The sequence below is a fragment of the Salinibaculum rarum genome (genome assembly GCF_030505615.1).
GTDB lineage: Archaea > Halobacteriota > Halobacteria > Halobacteriales > Haloarculaceae > Salinibaculum > Salinibaculum rarum.
In genome coordinates this window covers 372125-387872 of record NZ_CP129994.1, presented here as the reverse complement: position 1 = coordinate 387872, position 15748 = coordinate 372125, and the positions used below count along the sequence as shown (strand labels likewise).

The following is a 15748-nucleotide window of genomic DNA, read 5'->3' as shown; positions in this document are numbered from 1 at the left end:
TTTTCCTCAATGCACGAACTTACTGATACCCACCGCGACGCCCTCCGCCGCGTCGCTACGACCGCCGTAACGCACATCAACAGCATTCCGCAGAATACATCTGATCTTGATGTCTACGTGGTCGGCGGGGCTGTCCGCGATGCACTTCTCGGCGAATCCGCGAACGACTTAGACTTCGTTGTTGTCGGTGAAACCACTGATTCGATGCTTGCACGCGGATTTCATGATATTGACGCATCATCGTTCGGTGTCCTCCATGATGAGCAACATGAGGAATGGTCGCTTGCTCGCACAGAAACGAAATCCGGTGACGGGTACAAAGGCATTGAGGTGGACACAAACGACGTCCAGTTACGTGCAGACCTTGAGCGCCGTGACCTCCGGATAAATGCGATGGCACTCCGGATTAACACGACAGCCACACCAACCTCGATAGACGATAGTAACACGACACCAATCACTGGTACAGACGCAGACAGTGTCTTCGTTGATCCATTCGGCGGGCGATTCGACATCCAAAACGGCACGTTATACCACGTCAGCGAAGCGTTCAGCGAAGATCCAATTCGCGTTCTTCGTGCTGCACGATACGCTGCTCGGTACGATAACCCAGTCTTCACGATCGCAACTAGCACTGAACGTCTCATTCGAGAAGTCGCACCAGAACTGAACAGGATGAGCCGGGATCGTATCGGGGAAGAAGTCGTGAAGGCAATGAAACAGGCTGTTGACCCAGCACGATTCTGGGAAGTACTTCGTGACGTTGGTGCGCTTGCAGTTATCGCACCGACACTTGATCGCGCATCGATTATCCCAGCTGGCCCAGAACGATTCCACCGTGAAGGAGATACCTTTGAACATACGATGATGGTGCTTCGGCGAATGCACCAACTCTGCGAATCGCATGATATCACCGGGATGAATCGCGTTCGTCGGTACTTAATGGCAGTCGCACACGACCTTGGAAAGGTCGAACTGGGCAACGAGAAAGGCGGACTCTGGTCAGACGATCCACCGCGACGGTTCGGAGGTCACGCCACGACTGGCGTCGACGTAACTGCTAACTTCGGCACGCGCCTCGGATTGGATGCGCACATCATTGAAGCGATGGAGGATGCTTCACGGTATCACATGGACTTTCACGACATCCCTACGTGGGATGCTCGAAAACTCATCGAATTCGTCGAAGCTCATACAGCGCCACCCGAAGCAGAAACGCCATACATGGGGACAGTCGAGGAGTTGTTGGATTTGGCGCAGGCGGACCACGAAGGACGCTGGCAAAACATTGATCTATACGATGCTGAAACGGCATACCAAGTAGATGCAGCTGCGCCAGACGACGCTGCACGGCCAGCATTCCAGCGTGACGTATTTGAATCGCAAATTGCGGTCGCGCGTGATGCTATCGAGTCAATCGATGGTTACGAGGTTCTCCGAGACGGACTCTGTGACTCTCACACATCCGACACCATCACTGATGACAATCTTGCTCGTGTGCTGAACGCATGTGGAGACTGTCGATCGCCTGGTGAGTGGGTCGGCGACAAAATCACAACACGGCGAACATCTCTGATCAACAGCGAAACAACCTGACGAAATTCAGCTTAGGATTCAGGCGCGGCAGGCGCAACAAAGTGAGTGACGCCTGCCGCGGTTTCACAACACCCGAGGTTTCCCATGGCTACTCAAACCACTGATACCGTGCGGCTCAGCCCTGACGCGTGGGCTGAGATCACCGCTCACGTCGAAGCCTGCATCGAATCTGACAAGCGAACCGGCCACGCTAAAGAGGTCCTCACTGAGCTCAATTCTCAAATCGATACTGCATTCTCTGATGATCCACGAGTTTCAACACGCGCTATCGAAATCGAACTGACACCCGTCAAATGGAACTACCTTACTGGCGCACTCGGACGCATTCGCAGTATGTACCTCGACACGGACCACATCGATGCCGCGCTTAACGTGGAGCGGTACATCAACGCCCTGAAAACTCGACTAGAACACCAACGCATCATGGCACCAGCAAACCGCAATCAACAGTTCGATGCAACCGGCATCAACGTGAGCGAAATCGCCTCAGACAACAAAAACACGCCACCAACTGCCGACTGACGACACCCTTGAGATATTCCCAGGGAACGGATCAAACGACTGTTTCGTTGTGATACGTAAGCCGCGAAGCACTCAGACATTTCGAGTTCGCCTCACCTCACGGTGAACCCCTCACGCGAGAAAATATTCGAGCCATCACACACCGAACCGCTAACAGCACACCGTGATGGGGTTGCGTGGCGGGCCATCACCAGGCACGGTGAAGCCCGCCACGCAGAGCGACGGGCCCGAGACTCCATACTATGTCCACTTCAAATTCCAACTCACTCGGTAATGCTGTCCCAGACATCCCACAAGCACCGGCTCGCATACTTCGACGAATCGCCACGGCTGTTCGGGGCACATCTTCGTCGCAACCCGATGTTACCGACCCAGTCACACACCTTCAAGAAGAAAATGTAGCAATGCGAGTGCCATACCGCGTTGCACGATGGGAACTTGCGCACGTCATAATTCAGTACGAACGGGATACATACGTGGCAAAACTTCGGTGTCGTAATTGGGAAACGGGATGGCTGCAACCACGTCGCATAGAAGAATCAGTGAAACGCGTGATCTCAAAAGGGAAACCATTCTCTTTCACGACCTGTGAAGACATCCCACCGTAGCCTTCTTATGTGTGTCACCACCACACACGGATACTGGCACTGAACTGGGACAGTTGAGTGCCGACTCTGTGACATCACCGGGTCTCCGCAACACCATGCGGTGGCGGGCAAACACACAGAAGTGAGCCCGCCACGCGCGGTGAGGCTCCCAAGTTCCACTAACAAACCGTGATCACAATGGCGACGAACCAACACAGCGCACTCCCTGACGACGTCACTCTTGGCGACGAGGGACTAACTGCGCTCACGCACGACCAGCTTGAAAACATGTTCCAGGCGTACGGAATCCAAAACGGGATGCGCCTCATCCCTCTCACCAACAAAGAACTCGCCACTCGCGGGTTTGATGAATTCACTCCGACGCCTGCGTTCGCACAGGGTCTTCGCCAATCATTCGAATCCGCATTCATCCAAAAGGCGAATGCGGCACTCATCCCTGAAGCAATTGAAATAGCAAACCGCGAAGCAACCGGATGGACAATCCACAACTTCATTGATGCAGACTACACTGCGCTGCGGAAAGTTGTCCTTCCGAAATTCTACAAGCATGTCGTCTACTCTTTCGCGTTCGCTGCGGCGAACGGAGCTGACGTGCAAGCCGCCATCTACTACAACACCGACGATGATGACGGTCGCGGACCCCTCATCGACGGGTGACTAGAATCGCCGGTCACAGGCTTTTCTTTTTGCTTCACCTGGTGTGAGGCGCGGCGTCCACCTTCGAGATCTCAGCTTGCAACGCGCGGCCACGCTAGCGAGGTCCTCGGCCGATGGCCGAGCCGATCACCATTGCGAATCTCGGAATCTAACGTTGGGCCGCGCAATCGAGGTCGCCGCGCCCACAAGCACGAGTGGAGGCGCGGCGACCCATGAGCACCCAAGACAAACCCACTACAGACACGACCAGCATCAGCACCACCGAAAAACACAGCGGTCTTTCTCCTGAAGACGAACACTGTCGTGCACAGCAAACCGGTGACATCTTCGCTGGTGGCCCACACAGCGACCTGTGAAAAATCCGAACCCGTACCTTTAGTTGATTCTCGCTACTACACTCAATAACTCTCCAAGAGCCTTACCGATGCCTGCCCAATACACACCCGCCGACACAGAACCCGACGCACAGCCCTGCACACTCTGTGAAATGGACCCAACTCGTGACGACACGACTGTCGTCGAAACCGCAAATCGCGGACTACTCAGTGTTGACAAGAAACTCGACATTGAACCAATATGCAGTGAACACATCGACCAAAATCACGCTGATGCAGTACAGGAAGCATACAACTACGGTGGTGAATCATTCGTGCAGCGCTGCATCAACGCTGGCGTCTTCACCGCAACTGACGCTGCCGACGTACTTCCCAACTTCGACCCCACATCGTAACCCGCAGTGATAATTCATGCCTGAAACCCCTCCTGAACCCGTTGACACCACCCATCTTTCGTATCCACGCACAGATGTAACCACTCCGCTGTACACTGTCACTATCGCGTGTGACTGGGACATCCCACAGTTCAACATCGAAGGTGAAGCCGTCGACGCTCTCAAAGACGCTGGCGTGTCATCGTTTGAAACAACTATCCACCATGCAGAGCTCACTGTTCGCGCTGAGAATACTGACGTTGATACTCTTCATGACGCAGTGCTCAATGCGATTACCGGTGCATCAGACGGGTTGATGGGCTTCCCAACAGACGGTGAACTTGACGATTCATTCACTGTTGAAGCACACGAAGCAGAACAGTGCCACTACGGCTGCGGGAAACAAGCCGTTATTCGGGATGCTCCAATGGTTGTGAATGGGCGACTTTACACAGGAAACCTCTGCCAAGACTGTCACACGGCGCCGGAAAACTTGAAATCAACATTCCATGAAGAGACTAAGGAACATATGCGCCTCACAGAATTGCAAACCGCATACGAGCACGCAACTACATGACTGACATCCCACGAACTCCACATGCAACGCCGCCAGAATTTGTCCTCTGTTTTGACCGTGACTACACCGTCGACGTGAATCCACCACGCGACCGGCAGGCTGTCCCACTTCAATGGGTGAAATACTTCGCGCACAGCCCGGACACCCAACACATCGATGTTTGGGCAACAGGGAATCAACATCTCGTCTCAGAAGCCGGTATCCCTGGGATTCGCACCGCAAAGGCTCTCTGGGACACAGTGAACATCCCAGATGTCGAGGAAACATTCGACAAGCCACATGATGAAAATGGCGAAGAAATCTCAACGTACAAGCCTGATCGTCGAGAAGGGCTTCGGATGATTAAAGATATTTACGACCCCGTAGAGGGTGTCGCGCCGTCGTTTGTCGTTGTGGATGATGCGAATCTCATCGCGCTCGAATCTGAAGGCTGGTCATACTATCAACCATGGGACTTCGTTGCAGCAATCGGAGACAACACCGCGGAAGTAACTGTTCCTGAATCTCACGGCTTCTGTAATCAACCTGTGATAAGTAACAACTGTACGTGCAACACCGCCTTTGAGAAATCGTTTTTCGACCCGCGAAAATTTCGCGCTAACCGCTCGGAGATCTAGTACTGCGCCGCAGACGCCAGGGGCGCGGGCGCGGAGACCCAAATGGAGCGCCCGCGCACAGGGTACACTGCCCAGTCACAATCAAGGCACATCACCCTCAGCGCACCACGAACCCAACTTCAAACACTCTCAGTAGACTATTTCCCATGAGTCAGACTCAACAGCGAAACCAGGCCGACAGCATCGCCTCCAACCAGCAGCGAAACGAGCAGCGCGTCAAATTCGGGATGCCGATCAGCGACGAAATCAAGGACGAAATCGACTTCATTGACGCTGATGGCACCGCCGATCTGAAAGCCGCAGCCCGCGAACACGAAGGTGAACACGAAGACGGTGCATACTTCGATTCGATTTCTGGAGCTGAACAGAAACTCGAAGCCGCGATGGAGATCATCTCCCGGACGGACGCTGTGCTTGTGAAGACGCATCCGTGGTTTGTCGCTAACGAGTGCGGTGAACGAGACCCGAATTACGATCGCTGGGAACCATTCTTCGTTGCATTCCCTGAAACAGCGCATTCCGGACAGTTGATGTTCCGGAATCTCGCGGCACTCAGCGAAGTTGCATACACCCTCAGCGAACGCGACGAATACGAAAACCAAGCAGAGAATGCCGAAGAAATCGATGGGAGTGATTACTCCGCTGCGGAGCATGCACAGATGGCTGAACAGCGTGCTGCGACGCGGTATCGTCTCGATTCCTCATCGGACAAAGCTTGGGTGGATGCCTCGATTATTCAAGCTGTCATCGGGAATTCTGCCTCCGTCAGTGATGCACTCCTTATTTCGCAAAACGACAGCGGAAAGTTCTGCGGTCGTGGGAGTCTTGAAGACGCTGACGTTGGGATTGCTCTTGACCGGTACGTAAACGATGAAGGCGAACATAAAGTCCGGATCGTCAACGAGCCTGAAATGAAAGACGCAATCAAAAAAGTCAACAAAGAACATTGGGACGAGGTCCATGCGAAATATCTCTCAAATGTTCTCCGATGGGAATGTGACTTGGAAGGAATCGACATTCTCATCGATGTGCTTCTCGAGCAGGACGCGGTGGATATGGTGGCTGTTCACCGAATCACCGAAAAGGCCTACAAAACTCATTTCGACGACGACTTCGGCACTGACTTTGACGGATATCCTGGCCTCGACGAGTGAATCGCCTCAGGGTATTCGTCTTGTCCGCTGATAAAACGCGACGTCGCTGATCTTCCTCTCTCTTTTTGTGTCGTGACGCCTTCGCCCGGTTAAATACGCGGTCAAGGGTACCGCGCCCATAACACAGCGTGAAGGCGCGGTACCTCACCACCTCCAAGACTCAACCATGACCTCGGACACACTACCATCCCAGCCTGCTGAACAGGCGACCACAACCGAACCTAATGACCGGGCGGAAATCATTCTCGTTGAAGATTTCCTCAACGACAACGCGCACTGCCGGATCATCGCACGTGAAGAAGAACCTGATCCTAACGCCCGCGGTGACCCTTGGTGGGAAATTATTCTCCAGGGATACACTGACAAGTGGGTAGACGGCGAAACACTCGGGACGTGCCCCGACATCAATGATGTCAAATCGGATCTCCCAGCCCTCATGAGTGACGCGTCCGAAAACTAGTACTGAACCAGTCAACAATGGCCGATGAACCAGCCCTATTTACCATGATTGAGTACGACTGGACATACAACAAAGGCAGTCAACTCCCGCATAACGATGGCTTGGCGATTCCCGTCATCAACGATGATGACGACCGGCAGTTAGTGTGCCAACTGAAGGCTAACGCGAGAGGACTCAACAACGGCTGGATACGCTTGATGCCAATTCACGGCGTAGAAACTGATGTCTTCGTTGACACTGAAGATCCACGAAACAGCAACCCGCCAATCAACGTAGACGACTTATGAGCCCACTAGTCACAGACACAGATCAGTTACGAACGGAACGAAGTGCCACAGCACACACCCGAACGGCGTACAGTGCTGCAACTCTTGCTGGACAAACCGAAATCGAACGTGGTGACATCTTGTGTGTTGCGCAAGGCGCACCAGCTCCTGACATCAAGGCTCAGTACTTCGTTGGGCGGCTTGCTGCTGTCATTGAGTATCGCGGTGACTACTTCGCGCAATTCTACGACACAGATGGCAGTGAATACGGCCCAAAGAAACCACTCGACGAGGTGAACCCAGCTGATGCTGAACTCCGAAAAGCGTTCGGAACAGTGACGAAACCACACGCGACCGTCACGCGATACGTCGACGGCTCTGAGCAGGTGGTATAGAGACGATGACTTCACTTCGTAGTACACCGTTGCACGACCACTCCGATATCGGGATGGAATGGACAACTGACTGGCGGTACCAAGTTGCCGATTTCTTCTGTGGGCGTGGTGGTGTCGGTCGCGCACTCCTTGAGAAACCACTCCCGATTGAACAGTTCGCGTTCATCGGTTTCGACATCGAAGACTATAGCGACAGCTATCCTGGGCGGTTTAAGCAAGTCGATTTATTCAATGTTTCTCCGAGTGAACTCGCAGACAGAGTGCAAGGCGGGTTTCGGAGTTACGAGTCGTTCAAAGCAGATGTGATTTGGGCGTCGTTCCCATGTACTGCATACTCGTCGCTCAGCCCAACGCATTACGGGAGTCAAGAAGCCGCGCTTGAAGCAAATCCGCGCATCACTGACGAGTTCCGAGAATTCCTCTTAGAGATGGCGCCACACTACGTCATCGAAAACGTTCCGCGAGCTACGAAAATTGGCGATCTCAAGGCGAATGTCCGTGTGAATGGCCTCGCATTCGGACTTCCATTTAATCTTGAACGGCACTTTGAAACCACATTCAAGTGTCCGAGCGCGTACCTTGACACTGATCCTGACGTTGTTATCGATACACGAGACAACCAGTCCGTCGAAGCACTAGCGGACGCGAAAGGCGTTCCTTCAGAATGGGGGAAGCAAAGCGTCAGATCGGCGATGCCAACAGAGTACGTCACGTGGATTCTTCATCACTGTCCCTCAGTTCCAGGACTCATGCCACAACGCAAAGATCAACTTCTCGTTCACGACCCGCCAACTGACACCGGTATTCACTCACACCCGCACCTCAACGACGACACTGATCCCGGAAACGGAGGTGTCTGGAGATGAACCACAGCACATATCTCAATCTCAGTGACACCGCAGGCTCGCGGCGTCCACAAGAAGCGTGTGGAGACGCCGCGAACACTAATCAGCCCAAGTACACCGCTCTAACAAACTATGAGTCATACTTCCAACCCATCCAATACTGCCGAACACCCCTCGAGCACACAGCATCTTAACACCGATGCAAACACTCCTGCTGCGGCGCAGCGTGAGATACCAACGTTGTACTTCGATGGTGCTTGCAAGAATAATCCCGGGCCTGCCGCGTACGGATACGTGCTGTACGACGCTTCCGGGGATGAGCTCACCACTGATTCGCATCACTTCGCTGACCACGCAACGAACAACGAAGCCGAATATCACGCGATCGAAGAAGGACTGCGCACCGCGCTTGACGCAGGCATCTCAGAACTGCTGATTCGTGGTGACTCTCAGCTAGTCATCAAGCAGGTTCGCGGTGAATACGACGTTAATGCGGAGAATCTCACTACACTGTGTAACCGCGTTCGCGCTCTCATTGAAGGGTTTGACGGAGTTGTTCTTGACCATGTCACCCGCGACAACAATCACCGCGCAGATGGCCTCGCATCTGCGGCACTCGATAACGTAAAACCCTGAGTGACACCCTTCAATTTAAGAGGTGACAATTTATCATGAATTCACTATTGCTCCCACTCACCGTTCTTGACGCGTATGAGAACACCGGTGAGAAACTCGTTGGGATTACACCATTCCTGAAATCAGTGTTTCTTCTCCAAGATGAACTCAACGACGTTGATAGCTACACTTTCAGACCCGGTGACTACGGCCCATACTGTCACAACTTGTACACTGACATCACCCGTCTTTCTGACCGTGACTTCATCAAAACTACCGATGTCACGAAAATCGGGCCATTTAACGTTTCACACACGGTTACTCAATATGAATTAACCGACAAAGGGCGTCGTGCATTGGATACTGCACGTGATGAAGAAATGCTTCCATACGCACTCTCTGACACTCGAGACATCATTTGTGACGCTGACACTACAACGCCGTACTCGTTCTTAAAAGAGATTAGTCAACGCGCTCCAAACATGTTCACAGGGACAACTCTTCCATTCGCACACCAGTGAATCAAACCCGAAACAATCTACACTCTTTTCACTTCACCAGCGAAGATACAGGCCTACCCAGAGTTTCATGGGACCCACACCAGCAGGGAGTGGGTCCCATTCCACAAGTAGCACGCCTCCAAAGAGGCGTGCTGCGACCGCGGCGCACGTAACAGAGTAGAATGTCGTGCGCCGCGGGTTACCAGTATGCAAATCCGCAAACCACGTCATCAAAAGGTAATCATGACACCTGACACACCAACTGACCCAGTTCTCGTCCGCATCGAACACCAAATTGGCGACCAGCAGGTCAATTCTCGACTCGTGTGCGATGCCCCAGCATCTCACCGTGACGCCGTCATTACTGCGTTCTTCAACCAGTTTTACGGCCCCGACACAGAACACATCGACGAAAATCGGTGGGAGAGTAGCGACCTTCGTCAAGCCCTCACCGTGAAAGAAATCTCTTCACTCACCGAAACAGAATACGACGTGCTGCAAGAGTACCTCCCGAACATAACCGCGCGGTGTCCCAACTGCCACGGTACCGTGACTGGAAACCCGATGGACGACGACGCCGCACTTTACTGCGCTGAATGCAACCTCGCGTTCGACCCTGAGTGATTCGAGTTCTCCCCAGATTGTTGTTTCTGAGTCCAACACGCCCGATAATTAACTAGGAGTGGACTCCGCGGTACCACAGCGGCGTGTGCGCAACAAGACCAGGTAGACGCACACGCCGCAGCGCGTCCCAAACACACAGAACTCTCAACTATGCATAATACCTCACCCGCAACAACTAATCGTACATCCGAGGATGAAGATACCTGTTGCACTGTAACAGGAGGTGACGACCTGTATTTCCCGGCGTTCGAACGGCCGATTCAGAAAACCGTTGACCGTATCAAGGCACTTGAAGACCTTCAGATGACTTTCGAAGAAATCCATGACCGTGTCACCGAGATTGACTGCGACTATGGAAGTGCCAACGCAGAAATCATTGGTGATGGTGAACTGAAAGTCCGTGCTAGTATGCCCGAAATATCGGGCCCGTTAGACACTCTTATCACCGACTTCGACTGGGAATCTCATCATCTCGAATACAACGAAGAAGCCGAAGTGTACACGGCTGAACTCGTGTTGTCGTACCCGGAAGACATGACATTTTCACCCGTCAATGCACCTTAAACAAGTATGACTGATGCAGCCATTGAAGCCATGAACAGAGCGTATCGTGCAGAAGATAAGCCGAGTCTCAACGCGCAGCGCGCTATTCAGCACGCGCTTGAGAATGGAGAACTCTCGGATGATGTGCGAAAAGATCTCGTCGATGAGCTGTGGGCTGCTATCCCAGAGAAAAAACGCGGCCCGTATACCGGGAATCCTGAGAACGGACTCGCATCCGCGTTCAGTCGTAGTGAAGACAGTGTTACAGCGCACGTATCTGACTTGCTATTCAATCAACAGCCACTCGGTGTGATTCTCGGTGATCTACACGATCATATCCGGAAACGTGGCACAGCCATCATCACAAACGTTGAACCACGAAGTGAAGACGTGAACGAGATGATGGATATGCACCACATCGCTATCACAATCCAGCCACTTCCTGTGTGGCTCGCACGCTACACAAACAGCGATACTGGAATCAACCTTCCTACGAGTTAATGCTCTTCAACAGAGATGACATCGTAGAACTCTTGTAATTTCTCTGTATCGGTGTTGTCCGTGTTCATCAGCGTTTCCAATTGCTGTACTATCTCCTGTTGAATGTCTGCTTTAGCATCTTCTGGAATGCCCACATCAGAATATTCATCCTGGATACGAGCGAATAAGCATTTCTGAAATCAAGAACTTCTCTTCACAGCGATGAATTCATTCCTGATCCCGAGGATTCTTTGCTGTAGCTGTCACTACAGAAGACACACCCATAACATCCGAACCGAATGGCTCCGGCATACACTGGGCGCCGCCAAGCGATCTACAGGCGGAATGAACGCTTGGCGGCTTCACAAGTACTCCCGAGAACCGCACTCAGAAGATCACCACCCCAAATCCCAGTATGCCCACCACTCACCAACAGTCCAGCTCAACGCCTGCATCACTCACTAACCGACCACAAACTGAAGTCTCACACCCTATGACTGACGACGCCACCGACACCGAGCCGGTTGATCCAATCGACAAATTCGACATGTCTCATCCGCAATTTGAGAGCATTCGTCACGCTCGGGAATACTTCGAACGCCCGCTCGCATGGCATGCGTCTCATTACGGGGATGACCCGATTGGAGAACTCGCAACCGCTGCTCGAAACACGCGAAACGTCCAAATCACCCCTAGTGAAGAAGACACGTTTGCATACTACGATCCAATCGGTGCCGACCGGCAGAAAGTCAGCACCGAAACCAGCGATTTCCCTGGACACCCGCTCCTACTGCGTGCTGGCCTCTCGATGAACACTAAACAGCAAACACCATACTACGGCCTCGAATATCGAAGTGGACTTGACCATTTCTTCGACCGATACTATCTAGGATACATTATCGCTATGAAGGATGGAGAAGTGCAGGAACCAGAATACACGCTTATCCACGAATCTGGGAGAGTCATTACAACGAATCTAACACGTGTCCATCCAACAGAGCGGTTCGAAGACTTCCGAGAAGATCGGTTCATCGGGAAGACCCCTGAGGAATATCAACTGATCACTATTGCTGCTGACGAATCTGACGTCTTCGGGATTGACATTGAACCATCTAGTTTCGACGCGTCACTCTTAGATGCTCCAGACACCGACGATCGCGCACTGCAACTTGACAAACGCCTCTCACCAGGTGCTGATTTCGACACGCGAGTATTCGCTCTCACAGAAGATGAATTTGATGACGTGAAACGGCAAATCCAGCGACTCCGAGATGTTGCTACTCTCAATCCACAACCGGCTCCAACAACTGGCCTCCAAACAGTGACCGGAACTACGCTACTTCGCGGAGCTGATGCAATAGCCTGCACGAACTGTGAGTCTGGACAGACACGTGCACTTGGTGAATTAACTCGACAACGCATCATAACGCTCGTTGGGATGCCAATCACAGCAATCAAGACACAAACAACGCACGTCTGTCGGAAATGCCTCCGCACTGTTGAAATCCCGACGCCTGACAAACACGAGACTCCCACCAACACTGACGAACAGCAAGGCACTAACGGAGAATTGGACTCCTCAGACGAGGCACCAGGAACACACGAATCTCCAACACTCGGTTTGTTTGACTCTGAAGACTCTACTGACACCACCAACAGCACTTCTCCCGAAACTACCGATGATAACGGCACTGAAACAGATAATTAACGATGGTCAAACATTAGCCAGAGATGCTATTCCAGAAGATACCCTCGTAGGATATTGTCCATACACAGCACGTGCAGCGACTCTTGCTGCTGAAAAACATGGATTCACTGCGGACACTATCCGTGGCGCATTCTACGACGATCCATCTCAAGGCGCGAAACCAACCGACGTGAGTGATATCGGTGTCACGTACGATGGGCACTGGTGGTGTGAACTTCACGCTGAAGGCACGGTTTACACAATTGACTTGTGCAGTCTACTTCCAAGCCGTCATCACGAGGTCCTCATCATGGAGGGAACCCCGGTGGAGTACATCCCGTTACAACGGAATCCGCCGAGAATGCATCAATTTGACCCGTGATTGCATATTTTTTGTCGCACAGCACTGGGAGAACTCGTGAGTCTTGTGGCGCGCCAGGGATCAGATCTGTGAGACCAACAAGATTTGATTTGGAAACCGACTTTGCGGAAATAGGGTTCGGTCCTGGCGCGCCATACAAAAACGAGTGAAGGCGCGCCGGGACAGTCCAGGTACTGTTCACAACTGAGCAATTCTTTGAACCCATGACAGAAACAGAATACTACGTCGTCGCTACGGACGACTTCACTGACGAGACAACGCATTATATCGGTGAAGCAACTATCGCAGAAACATGCAACGAGAATCCAGTTTCAGCTTCTCGTGACTATGCACCGGCAGTTACCGGTGCAGTAAAGCGTGTCTGGGAAACTGGACCTGAAGGCGGGTGGTTCAAAGTCCCAGAATCAATGGATGCATCGAATCCAGAACATATCGCGGTGCTCATCGGCGGGTCACAGCGCGTTTATCCAGAATCAGACGTGTTCTTCGGTAAAGACCACATCGTAGTTTTCGAGCTTGCAGCGCGTGATGTTGTTGATGTCGGATGGCATGAACTCGGGCACGAAGAACAAGAAATTATTGATGAAGACCCAGACGGGATGGCTGACCGCATCTGCAAAAAAGAGTTCTTCTGGGATGATGATGTCATTCCTCCTGAAGCAGTACCAAACAATTCGTGCCGCGTTGACGATGCTTCGTACCTTATTGGGTACGTTGATGGGCAAGACCTCCATGACCCGTATGGACACATTGGGACATCAACCGCGGATGCTGCATTCCCGGCTATTCGTGACGTCGTCGAGCAGCGAGGAAAATGGACATGGCCACCGCATGTTTCTGCTGTAGACACCGTTTCAACGTATACTACTGATTCGTTATTCTCTTCAGAGCTCACATTCGTTGATGATGTCTTCTCTTCCGTGAGTGAGAGTGATACTCTATGACGGAATTTGCTGTGATGGTTGGCGACAGTCCGTATGGCCCAAAGAAAACACGATTTGTTGGTCGCGTCCAGAACCAACCGTTCAACGAGGAAACGTCACATCTCGATTCATCGCTTGACTACGCTGCAACTGCGGTGCGAAAAGCAATCCGAGAGTCTCTGCGATTCGACCACAATGTAGCAAAAGTCACTGATGGTGCATTGCTCTTTCAGCTGGGACGTGAGACCACATACGCGTGGTCGAATATCTTCCAAGAATCCACATCAGACGAGTGCACTATCGGTCCGGGGTTAACTTGGGCAGATGGATTCCCGCATCCACCAAGTGCCCGTATTTCGAGTTCGCCACAACGATACACGATGTTCGCAGTGGACAAGTCTTCGATGCCAAACGAGTGGTACTACGTTGGTGAGAAAATAGGTGAAACTGCGGGTATCGCACTTCAAGCGTTACTACGTGACCGTGTAGATGTTATTGAGCAATTTCGGAATAAAACGGACTTCATGTATGTCGCTGATTGGACACATCGAACTGTTCTCGAGTGGGATAGAGTTGGATATCCTCGTGCAGACGATGTCTCAATCCATGATGAAGAACGATTCTATCGGTTTTTGCCGCATCGGAGCCTCGATGAAACTGAGAAACAATTGACTGTCCGAGAGAATCACGACGAATTGCAATCAATGCTCTCTCTAGAAGAGAAGTAAGCGAAGATACCCCAGTGATGGCGCGTTGTATTTTGCTTCGCTGATTATCCACTCTGGTTTCACAGGCTCACTAATACCGGTTACTTGGTCGTAATGCCGGTTTGCATCGCCTTTTGTGATGAAGCCAGCATGCGGTGCCGGGCAGTACTGGAGTTCTGTGCAGTTACTCGCGTTTTTAATGTACTCCATATTCGCGTCGTGGTACCAGTTTTCGCCTTCGGCCACCCAGAATCGAGCACGGTGAATTATCGTTTGACCAGTCCCGTTAGCACTGTATAAGATGACATTCCCAGGCCCACCGAATGTGCGATAGTCAGCGCGTTCTCCGGCGCGTGCTGTCACGACACCGGTATCACCATGTGCAGCTGACGGTGCAGACTTCTCTTCATCTACAGTAATAACGAGATCCCCACGCTCAAGTGTCGGCTGCATACTCCCGCTTTCAACAGCAGCAAACGGCGGCCAAACACCAGTTACACCGTAAAGAACAGCAGCAAGGACAGCAACGGTCACACCGATACGAATAGCATCAGTGATAACAACTGCGAAGAGGTCATCTGATGTTCGAAACTCATTGATAGCTTTTGTAATGGTTGTAAATGCATCGTAGAAAACTGACTCATCTGCGGTATCACTCCGTGCCATTACTATAATTTCTGAGTGACACCGACTTATACGATAGCCCGGTACGGGGTCGTTCCAAATCAACTGTGCAACCGCACCGGGTCTGACTTTTTTGTGTGTCACACCACTCTATTCAACTGTTCAACCATCAGAAGCACTCAGAACCATTTCGCGCAGGAGCCTTGAGAGAGAAAACCGCAAAGGCTCCTGCGCATGCTGAGTACAGGCCAGTACGC

At 52.1% G+C, this 15748-nt stretch carries 23 protein-coding genes; 21 read left to right on the top strand and 2 right to left on the bottom strand.

Annotated elements, in window-relative coordinates; genetic code table 11:
- Positions 1 to 9: 9 nt before the first annotated feature.
- The 17 genes from QYL91_RS17425 (at position 10) to QYL91_RS17345 (ending at position 11189) form a co-directional block, all read left to right on the top strand.
- A complete protein-coding gene (locus tag QYL91_RS17425) occupies positions 10 to 1596 on the top strand; it encodes a tRNA nucleotidyltransferase/poly(A) polymerase-related protein (protein WP_302083212.1) in 1587 nt (528 codons plus the stop codon).
- An 84-nt stretch (positions 1597 to 1680) separates the two neighbouring features.
- Positions 1681 to 2118, top strand: coding sequence for a hypothetical protein (locus tag QYL91_RS17420; RefSeq protein ID WP_302083210.1), 438 nt, complete (start codon positions 1681 to 1683; stop codon positions 2116 to 2118).
- Between the two features lie 785 nt (positions 2119 to 2903).
- Positions 2904 to 3383, top strand: a complete 480-nt coding sequence (locus tag QYL91_RS17415; protein ID WP_302083208.1) for a hypothetical protein — start codon at positions 2904 to 2906, stop codon at positions 3381 to 3383.
- 212 nt (positions 3384 to 3595) lie between these two features.
- Positions 3596 to 3739, top strand: a complete 144-nt coding sequence (locus QYL91_RS17410) for a hypothetical protein (protein WP_302083206.1) — start codon at positions 3596 to 3598, stop codon at positions 3737 to 3739.
- Positions 3740 to 3807: 68 nt separating this feature from the next.
- Entirely contained in the window at positions 3808 to 4113 is a 306-nt protein-coding gene (locus tag QYL91_RS17405; RefSeq protein WP_302083204.1) for a hypothetical protein, read from the top strand.
- 16 nt (positions 4114 to 4129) lie between these two features.
- A complete protein-coding gene (locus QYL91_RS17400) occupies positions 4130 to 4669 on the top strand; it encodes a hypothetical protein (protein WP_302083202.1) in 540 nt (179 codons plus the stop codon).
- Entirely contained in the window at positions 4666 to 5286 is a 621-nt protein-coding gene (locus tag QYL91_RS17395) for a hypothetical protein (RefSeq protein ID WP_302083200.1), read from the top strand. The genes QYL91_RS17400 and QYL91_RS17395 overlap by 4 nt, the downstream gene beginning before the upstream one ends.
- 146 nt (positions 5287 to 5432) lie before the next feature.
- Positions 5433 to 6440 carry a hypothetical protein gene (locus QYL91_RS17390; RefSeq protein ID WP_302083198.1) on the top strand — a complete coding sequence of 336 codons (1008 nt, stop codon included), beginning with the start codon at positions 5433 to 5435 and terminating at the stop codon, positions 6438 to 6440.
- 166 nt (positions 6441 to 6606) lie between these two features.
- Positions 6607 to 6900, top strand: coding sequence for a hypothetical protein (locus QYL91_RS17385; RefSeq protein WP_302083196.1), 294 nt, complete (start codon positions 6607 to 6609; stop codon positions 6898 to 6900).
- Positions 6901 to 6917: 17 nt separating this feature from the next.
- Positions 6918 to 7187 carry a hypothetical protein gene (locus tag QYL91_RS17380; protein WP_302083194.1) on the top strand — a complete coding sequence of 90 codons (270 nt, stop codon included), beginning with the start codon at positions 6918 to 6920 and terminating at the stop codon, positions 7185 to 7187.
- Positions 7184 to 7561 (top strand): hypothetical protein, encoded by a 378-nt coding sequence (locus QYL91_RS17375; RefSeq protein ID WP_302083191.1) that lies wholly within the window; start codon positions 7184 to 7186, stop codon positions 7559 to 7561. Before QYL91_RS17380 ends, QYL91_RS17375 begins: the two co-directional genes overlap by 4 nt.
- A gap of 5 nt (positions 7562 to 7566) precedes the next feature.
- Positions 7567 to 8427, top strand: coding sequence for a DNA cytosine methyltransferase (locus QYL91_RS17370; protein ID WP_302083188.1), 861 nt, complete (start codon positions 7567 to 7569; stop codon positions 8425 to 8427).
- A 111-nt stretch (positions 8428 to 8538) separates the two neighbouring features.
- On the top strand, positions 8539 to 9042 hold the full coding sequence (locus tag QYL91_RS17365) for a ribonuclease HI family protein (protein WP_302083186.1): 504 nt from the start codon (positions 8539 to 8541) through the stop codon (positions 9040 to 9042).
- A 35-nt stretch (positions 9043 to 9077) separates the two neighbouring features.
- Positions 9078 to 9542 carry a hypothetical protein gene (locus tag QYL91_RS17360; protein WP_302083184.1) on the top strand — a complete coding sequence of 155 codons (465 nt, stop codon included), beginning with the start codon at positions 9078 to 9080 and terminating at the stop codon, positions 9540 to 9542.
- Between the two features lie 222 nt (positions 9543 to 9764).
- A complete protein-coding gene (locus QYL91_RS17355) occupies positions 9765 to 10145 on the top strand; it encodes a hypothetical protein (protein ID WP_302083182.1) in 381 nt (126 codons plus the stop codon).
- 150 nt (positions 10146 to 10295) lie between these two features.
- Positions 10296 to 10709, top strand: a complete 414-nt coding sequence (locus tag QYL91_RS17350) for a hypothetical protein (RefSeq protein WP_302083180.1) — start codon at positions 10296 to 10298, stop codon at positions 10707 to 10709.
- A 6-nt stretch (positions 10710 to 10715) separates the two neighbouring features.
- Complete coding sequence (locus QYL91_RS17345; protein WP_302083178.1) at positions 10716 to 11189, top strand: hypothetical protein; 474 nt, start codon at positions 10716 to 10718, stop codon at positions 11187 to 11189.
- Here the strand turns inward: QYL91_RS17345 and QYL91_RS17340 are convergent.
- Entirely contained in the window at positions 11186 to 11323 is a 138-nt protein-coding gene (locus tag QYL91_RS17340; protein ID WP_302083175.1) for a hypothetical protein, read from the bottom strand. The genes QYL91_RS17345 and QYL91_RS17340 overlap by 4 nt on opposite strands.
- A gap of 338 nt (positions 11324 to 11661) precedes the next feature.
- Here QYL91_RS17340 and QYL91_RS17335 point away from each other — a divergent pair, with 338 nt between their 5' ends.
- The 4 genes from QYL91_RS17335 (at position 11662) to QYL91_RS17320 (ending at position 14888) form a co-directional block, all read left to right on the top strand.
- Complete coding sequence (locus tag QYL91_RS17335) at positions 11662 to 12876, top strand: hypothetical protein (protein ID WP_302083173.1); 1215 nt, start codon at positions 11662 to 11664, stop codon at positions 12874 to 12876.
- The gene (locus QYL91_RS17330; protein WP_302083171.1) at positions 12848 to 13237 is read left to right on the top strand and encodes a hypothetical protein; all 390 of its coding nucleotides are present in this window, start codon (positions 12848 to 12850) and stop codon (positions 13235 to 13237) included. Before QYL91_RS17335 ends, QYL91_RS17330 begins: the two co-directional genes overlap by 29 nt.
- 203 nt (positions 13238 to 13440) lie before the next feature.
- Positions 13441 to 14181 (top strand): hypothetical protein, encoded by a 741-nt coding sequence (locus QYL91_RS17325; RefSeq protein ID WP_302083169.1) that lies wholly within the window; start codon positions 13441 to 13443, stop codon positions 14179 to 14181.
- Positions 14178 to 14888: a hypothetical protein gene (locus QYL91_RS17320; RefSeq protein WP_302083167.1), complete on the top strand. Its 711-nt coding sequence runs from the start codon at positions 14178 to 14180 to the stop codon at positions 14886 to 14888. The genes QYL91_RS17325 and QYL91_RS17320 overlap by 4 nt, the downstream gene beginning before the upstream one ends.
- On the opposite strand, the gene QYL91_RS17315 is transcribed toward QYL91_RS17320, so the two are convergent.
- Complete coding sequence (locus QYL91_RS17315) at positions 14874 to 15533, bottom strand: S26 family signal peptidase (protein WP_302083165.1); 660 nt, start codon at positions 15531 to 15533, stop codon at positions 14874 to 14876. The genes QYL91_RS17320 and QYL91_RS17315 overlap by 15 nt on opposite strands.
- Positions 15534 to 15748: the final 215 nt, after the last annotated feature.

Bases quoted from the DNA above. Each gene is read 5' to 3' on its own strand.
- QYL91_RS17425 (WP_302083212.1), top strand. From the start codon at position 10: ATGCACGAACTTACTGATACCCACCGCGACGCCCTCCGCCGCGTCGCT.
- QYL91_RS17420 (WP_302083210.1), top strand. From the start codon at position 1,681: ATGGCTACTCAAACCACTGATACCGTGCGGCTCAGCCCTGACGCGTGG.
- QYL91_RS17415 (WP_302083208.1), top strand. From the start codon at position 2,904: ATGGCGACGAACCAACACAGCGCACTCCCTGACGACGTCACTCTTGGC.
- QYL91_RS17410 (WP_302083206.1), top strand. From the start codon at position 3,596: ATGAGCACCCAAGACAAACCCACTACAGACACGACCAGCATCAGCACC.
- QYL91_RS17405 (WP_302083204.1), top strand. From the start codon at position 3,808: ATGCCTGCCCAATACACACCCGCCGACACAGAACCCGACGCACAGCCC.
- QYL91_RS17400 (WP_302083202.1), top strand. From the start codon at position 4,130: ATGCCTGAAACCCCTCCTGAACCCGTTGACACCACCCATCTTTCGTAT.
- QYL91_RS17395 (WP_302083200.1), top strand. From the start codon at position 4,666: ATGACTGACATCCCACGAACTCCACATGCAACGCCGCCAGAATTTGTC.
- QYL91_RS17390 (WP_302083198.1), top strand. From the start codon at position 5,433: ATGAGTCAGACTCAACAGCGAAACCAGGCCGACAGCATCGCCTCCAAC.
- QYL91_RS17385 (WP_302083196.1), top strand. From the start codon at position 6,607: ATGACCTCGGACACACTACCATCCCAGCCTGCTGAACAGGCGACCACA.
- QYL91_RS17380 (WP_302083194.1), top strand. From the start codon at position 6,918: ATGGCCGATGAACCAGCCCTATTTACCATGATTGAGTACGACTGGACA.
- QYL91_RS17375 (WP_302083191.1), top strand. From the start codon at position 7,184: ATGAGCCCACTAGTCACAGACACAGATCAGTTACGAACGGAACGAAGT.
- QYL91_RS17370 (WP_302083188.1), top strand. From the start codon at position 7,567: ATGACTTCACTTCGTAGTACACCGTTGCACGACCACTCCGATATCGGG.
- QYL91_RS17365 (WP_302083186.1), top strand. From the start codon at position 8,539: ATGAGTCATACTTCCAACCCATCCAATACTGCCGAACACCCCTCGAGC.
- QYL91_RS17360 (WP_302083184.1), top strand. From the start codon at position 9,078: ATGAATTCACTATTGCTCCCACTCACCGTTCTTGACGCGTATGAGAAC.
- QYL91_RS17355 (WP_302083182.1), top strand. From the start codon at position 9,765: ATGACACCTGACACACCAACTGACCCAGTTCTCGTCCGCATCGAACAC.
- QYL91_RS17350 (WP_302083180.1), top strand. From the start codon at position 10,296: ATGCATAATACCTCACCCGCAACAACTAATCGTACATCCGAGGATGAA.
- QYL91_RS17345 (WP_302083178.1), top strand. From the start codon at position 10,716: ATGACTGATGCAGCCATTGAAGCCATGAACAGAGCGTATCGTGCAGAA.
- QYL91_RS17335 (WP_302083173.1), top strand. From the start codon at position 11,662: ATGACTGACGACGCCACCGACACCGAGCCGGTTGATCCAATCGACAAA.
- QYL91_RS17330 (WP_302083171.1), top strand. From the start codon at position 12,848: ATGATAACGGCACTGAAACAGATAATTAACGATGGTCAAACATTAGCC.
- QYL91_RS17325 (WP_302083169.1), top strand. From the start codon at position 13,441: ATGACAGAAACAGAATACTACGTCGTCGCTACGGACGACTTCACTGAC.
- QYL91_RS17320 (WP_302083167.1), top strand. From the start codon at position 14,178: ATGACGGAATTTGCTGTGATGGTTGGCGACAGTCCGTATGGCCCAAAG.
- QYL91_RS17315 (WP_302083165.1), bottom strand. From the start codon at position 15,533: ATGGCACGGAGTGATACCGCAGATGAGTCAGTTTTCTACGATGCATTT.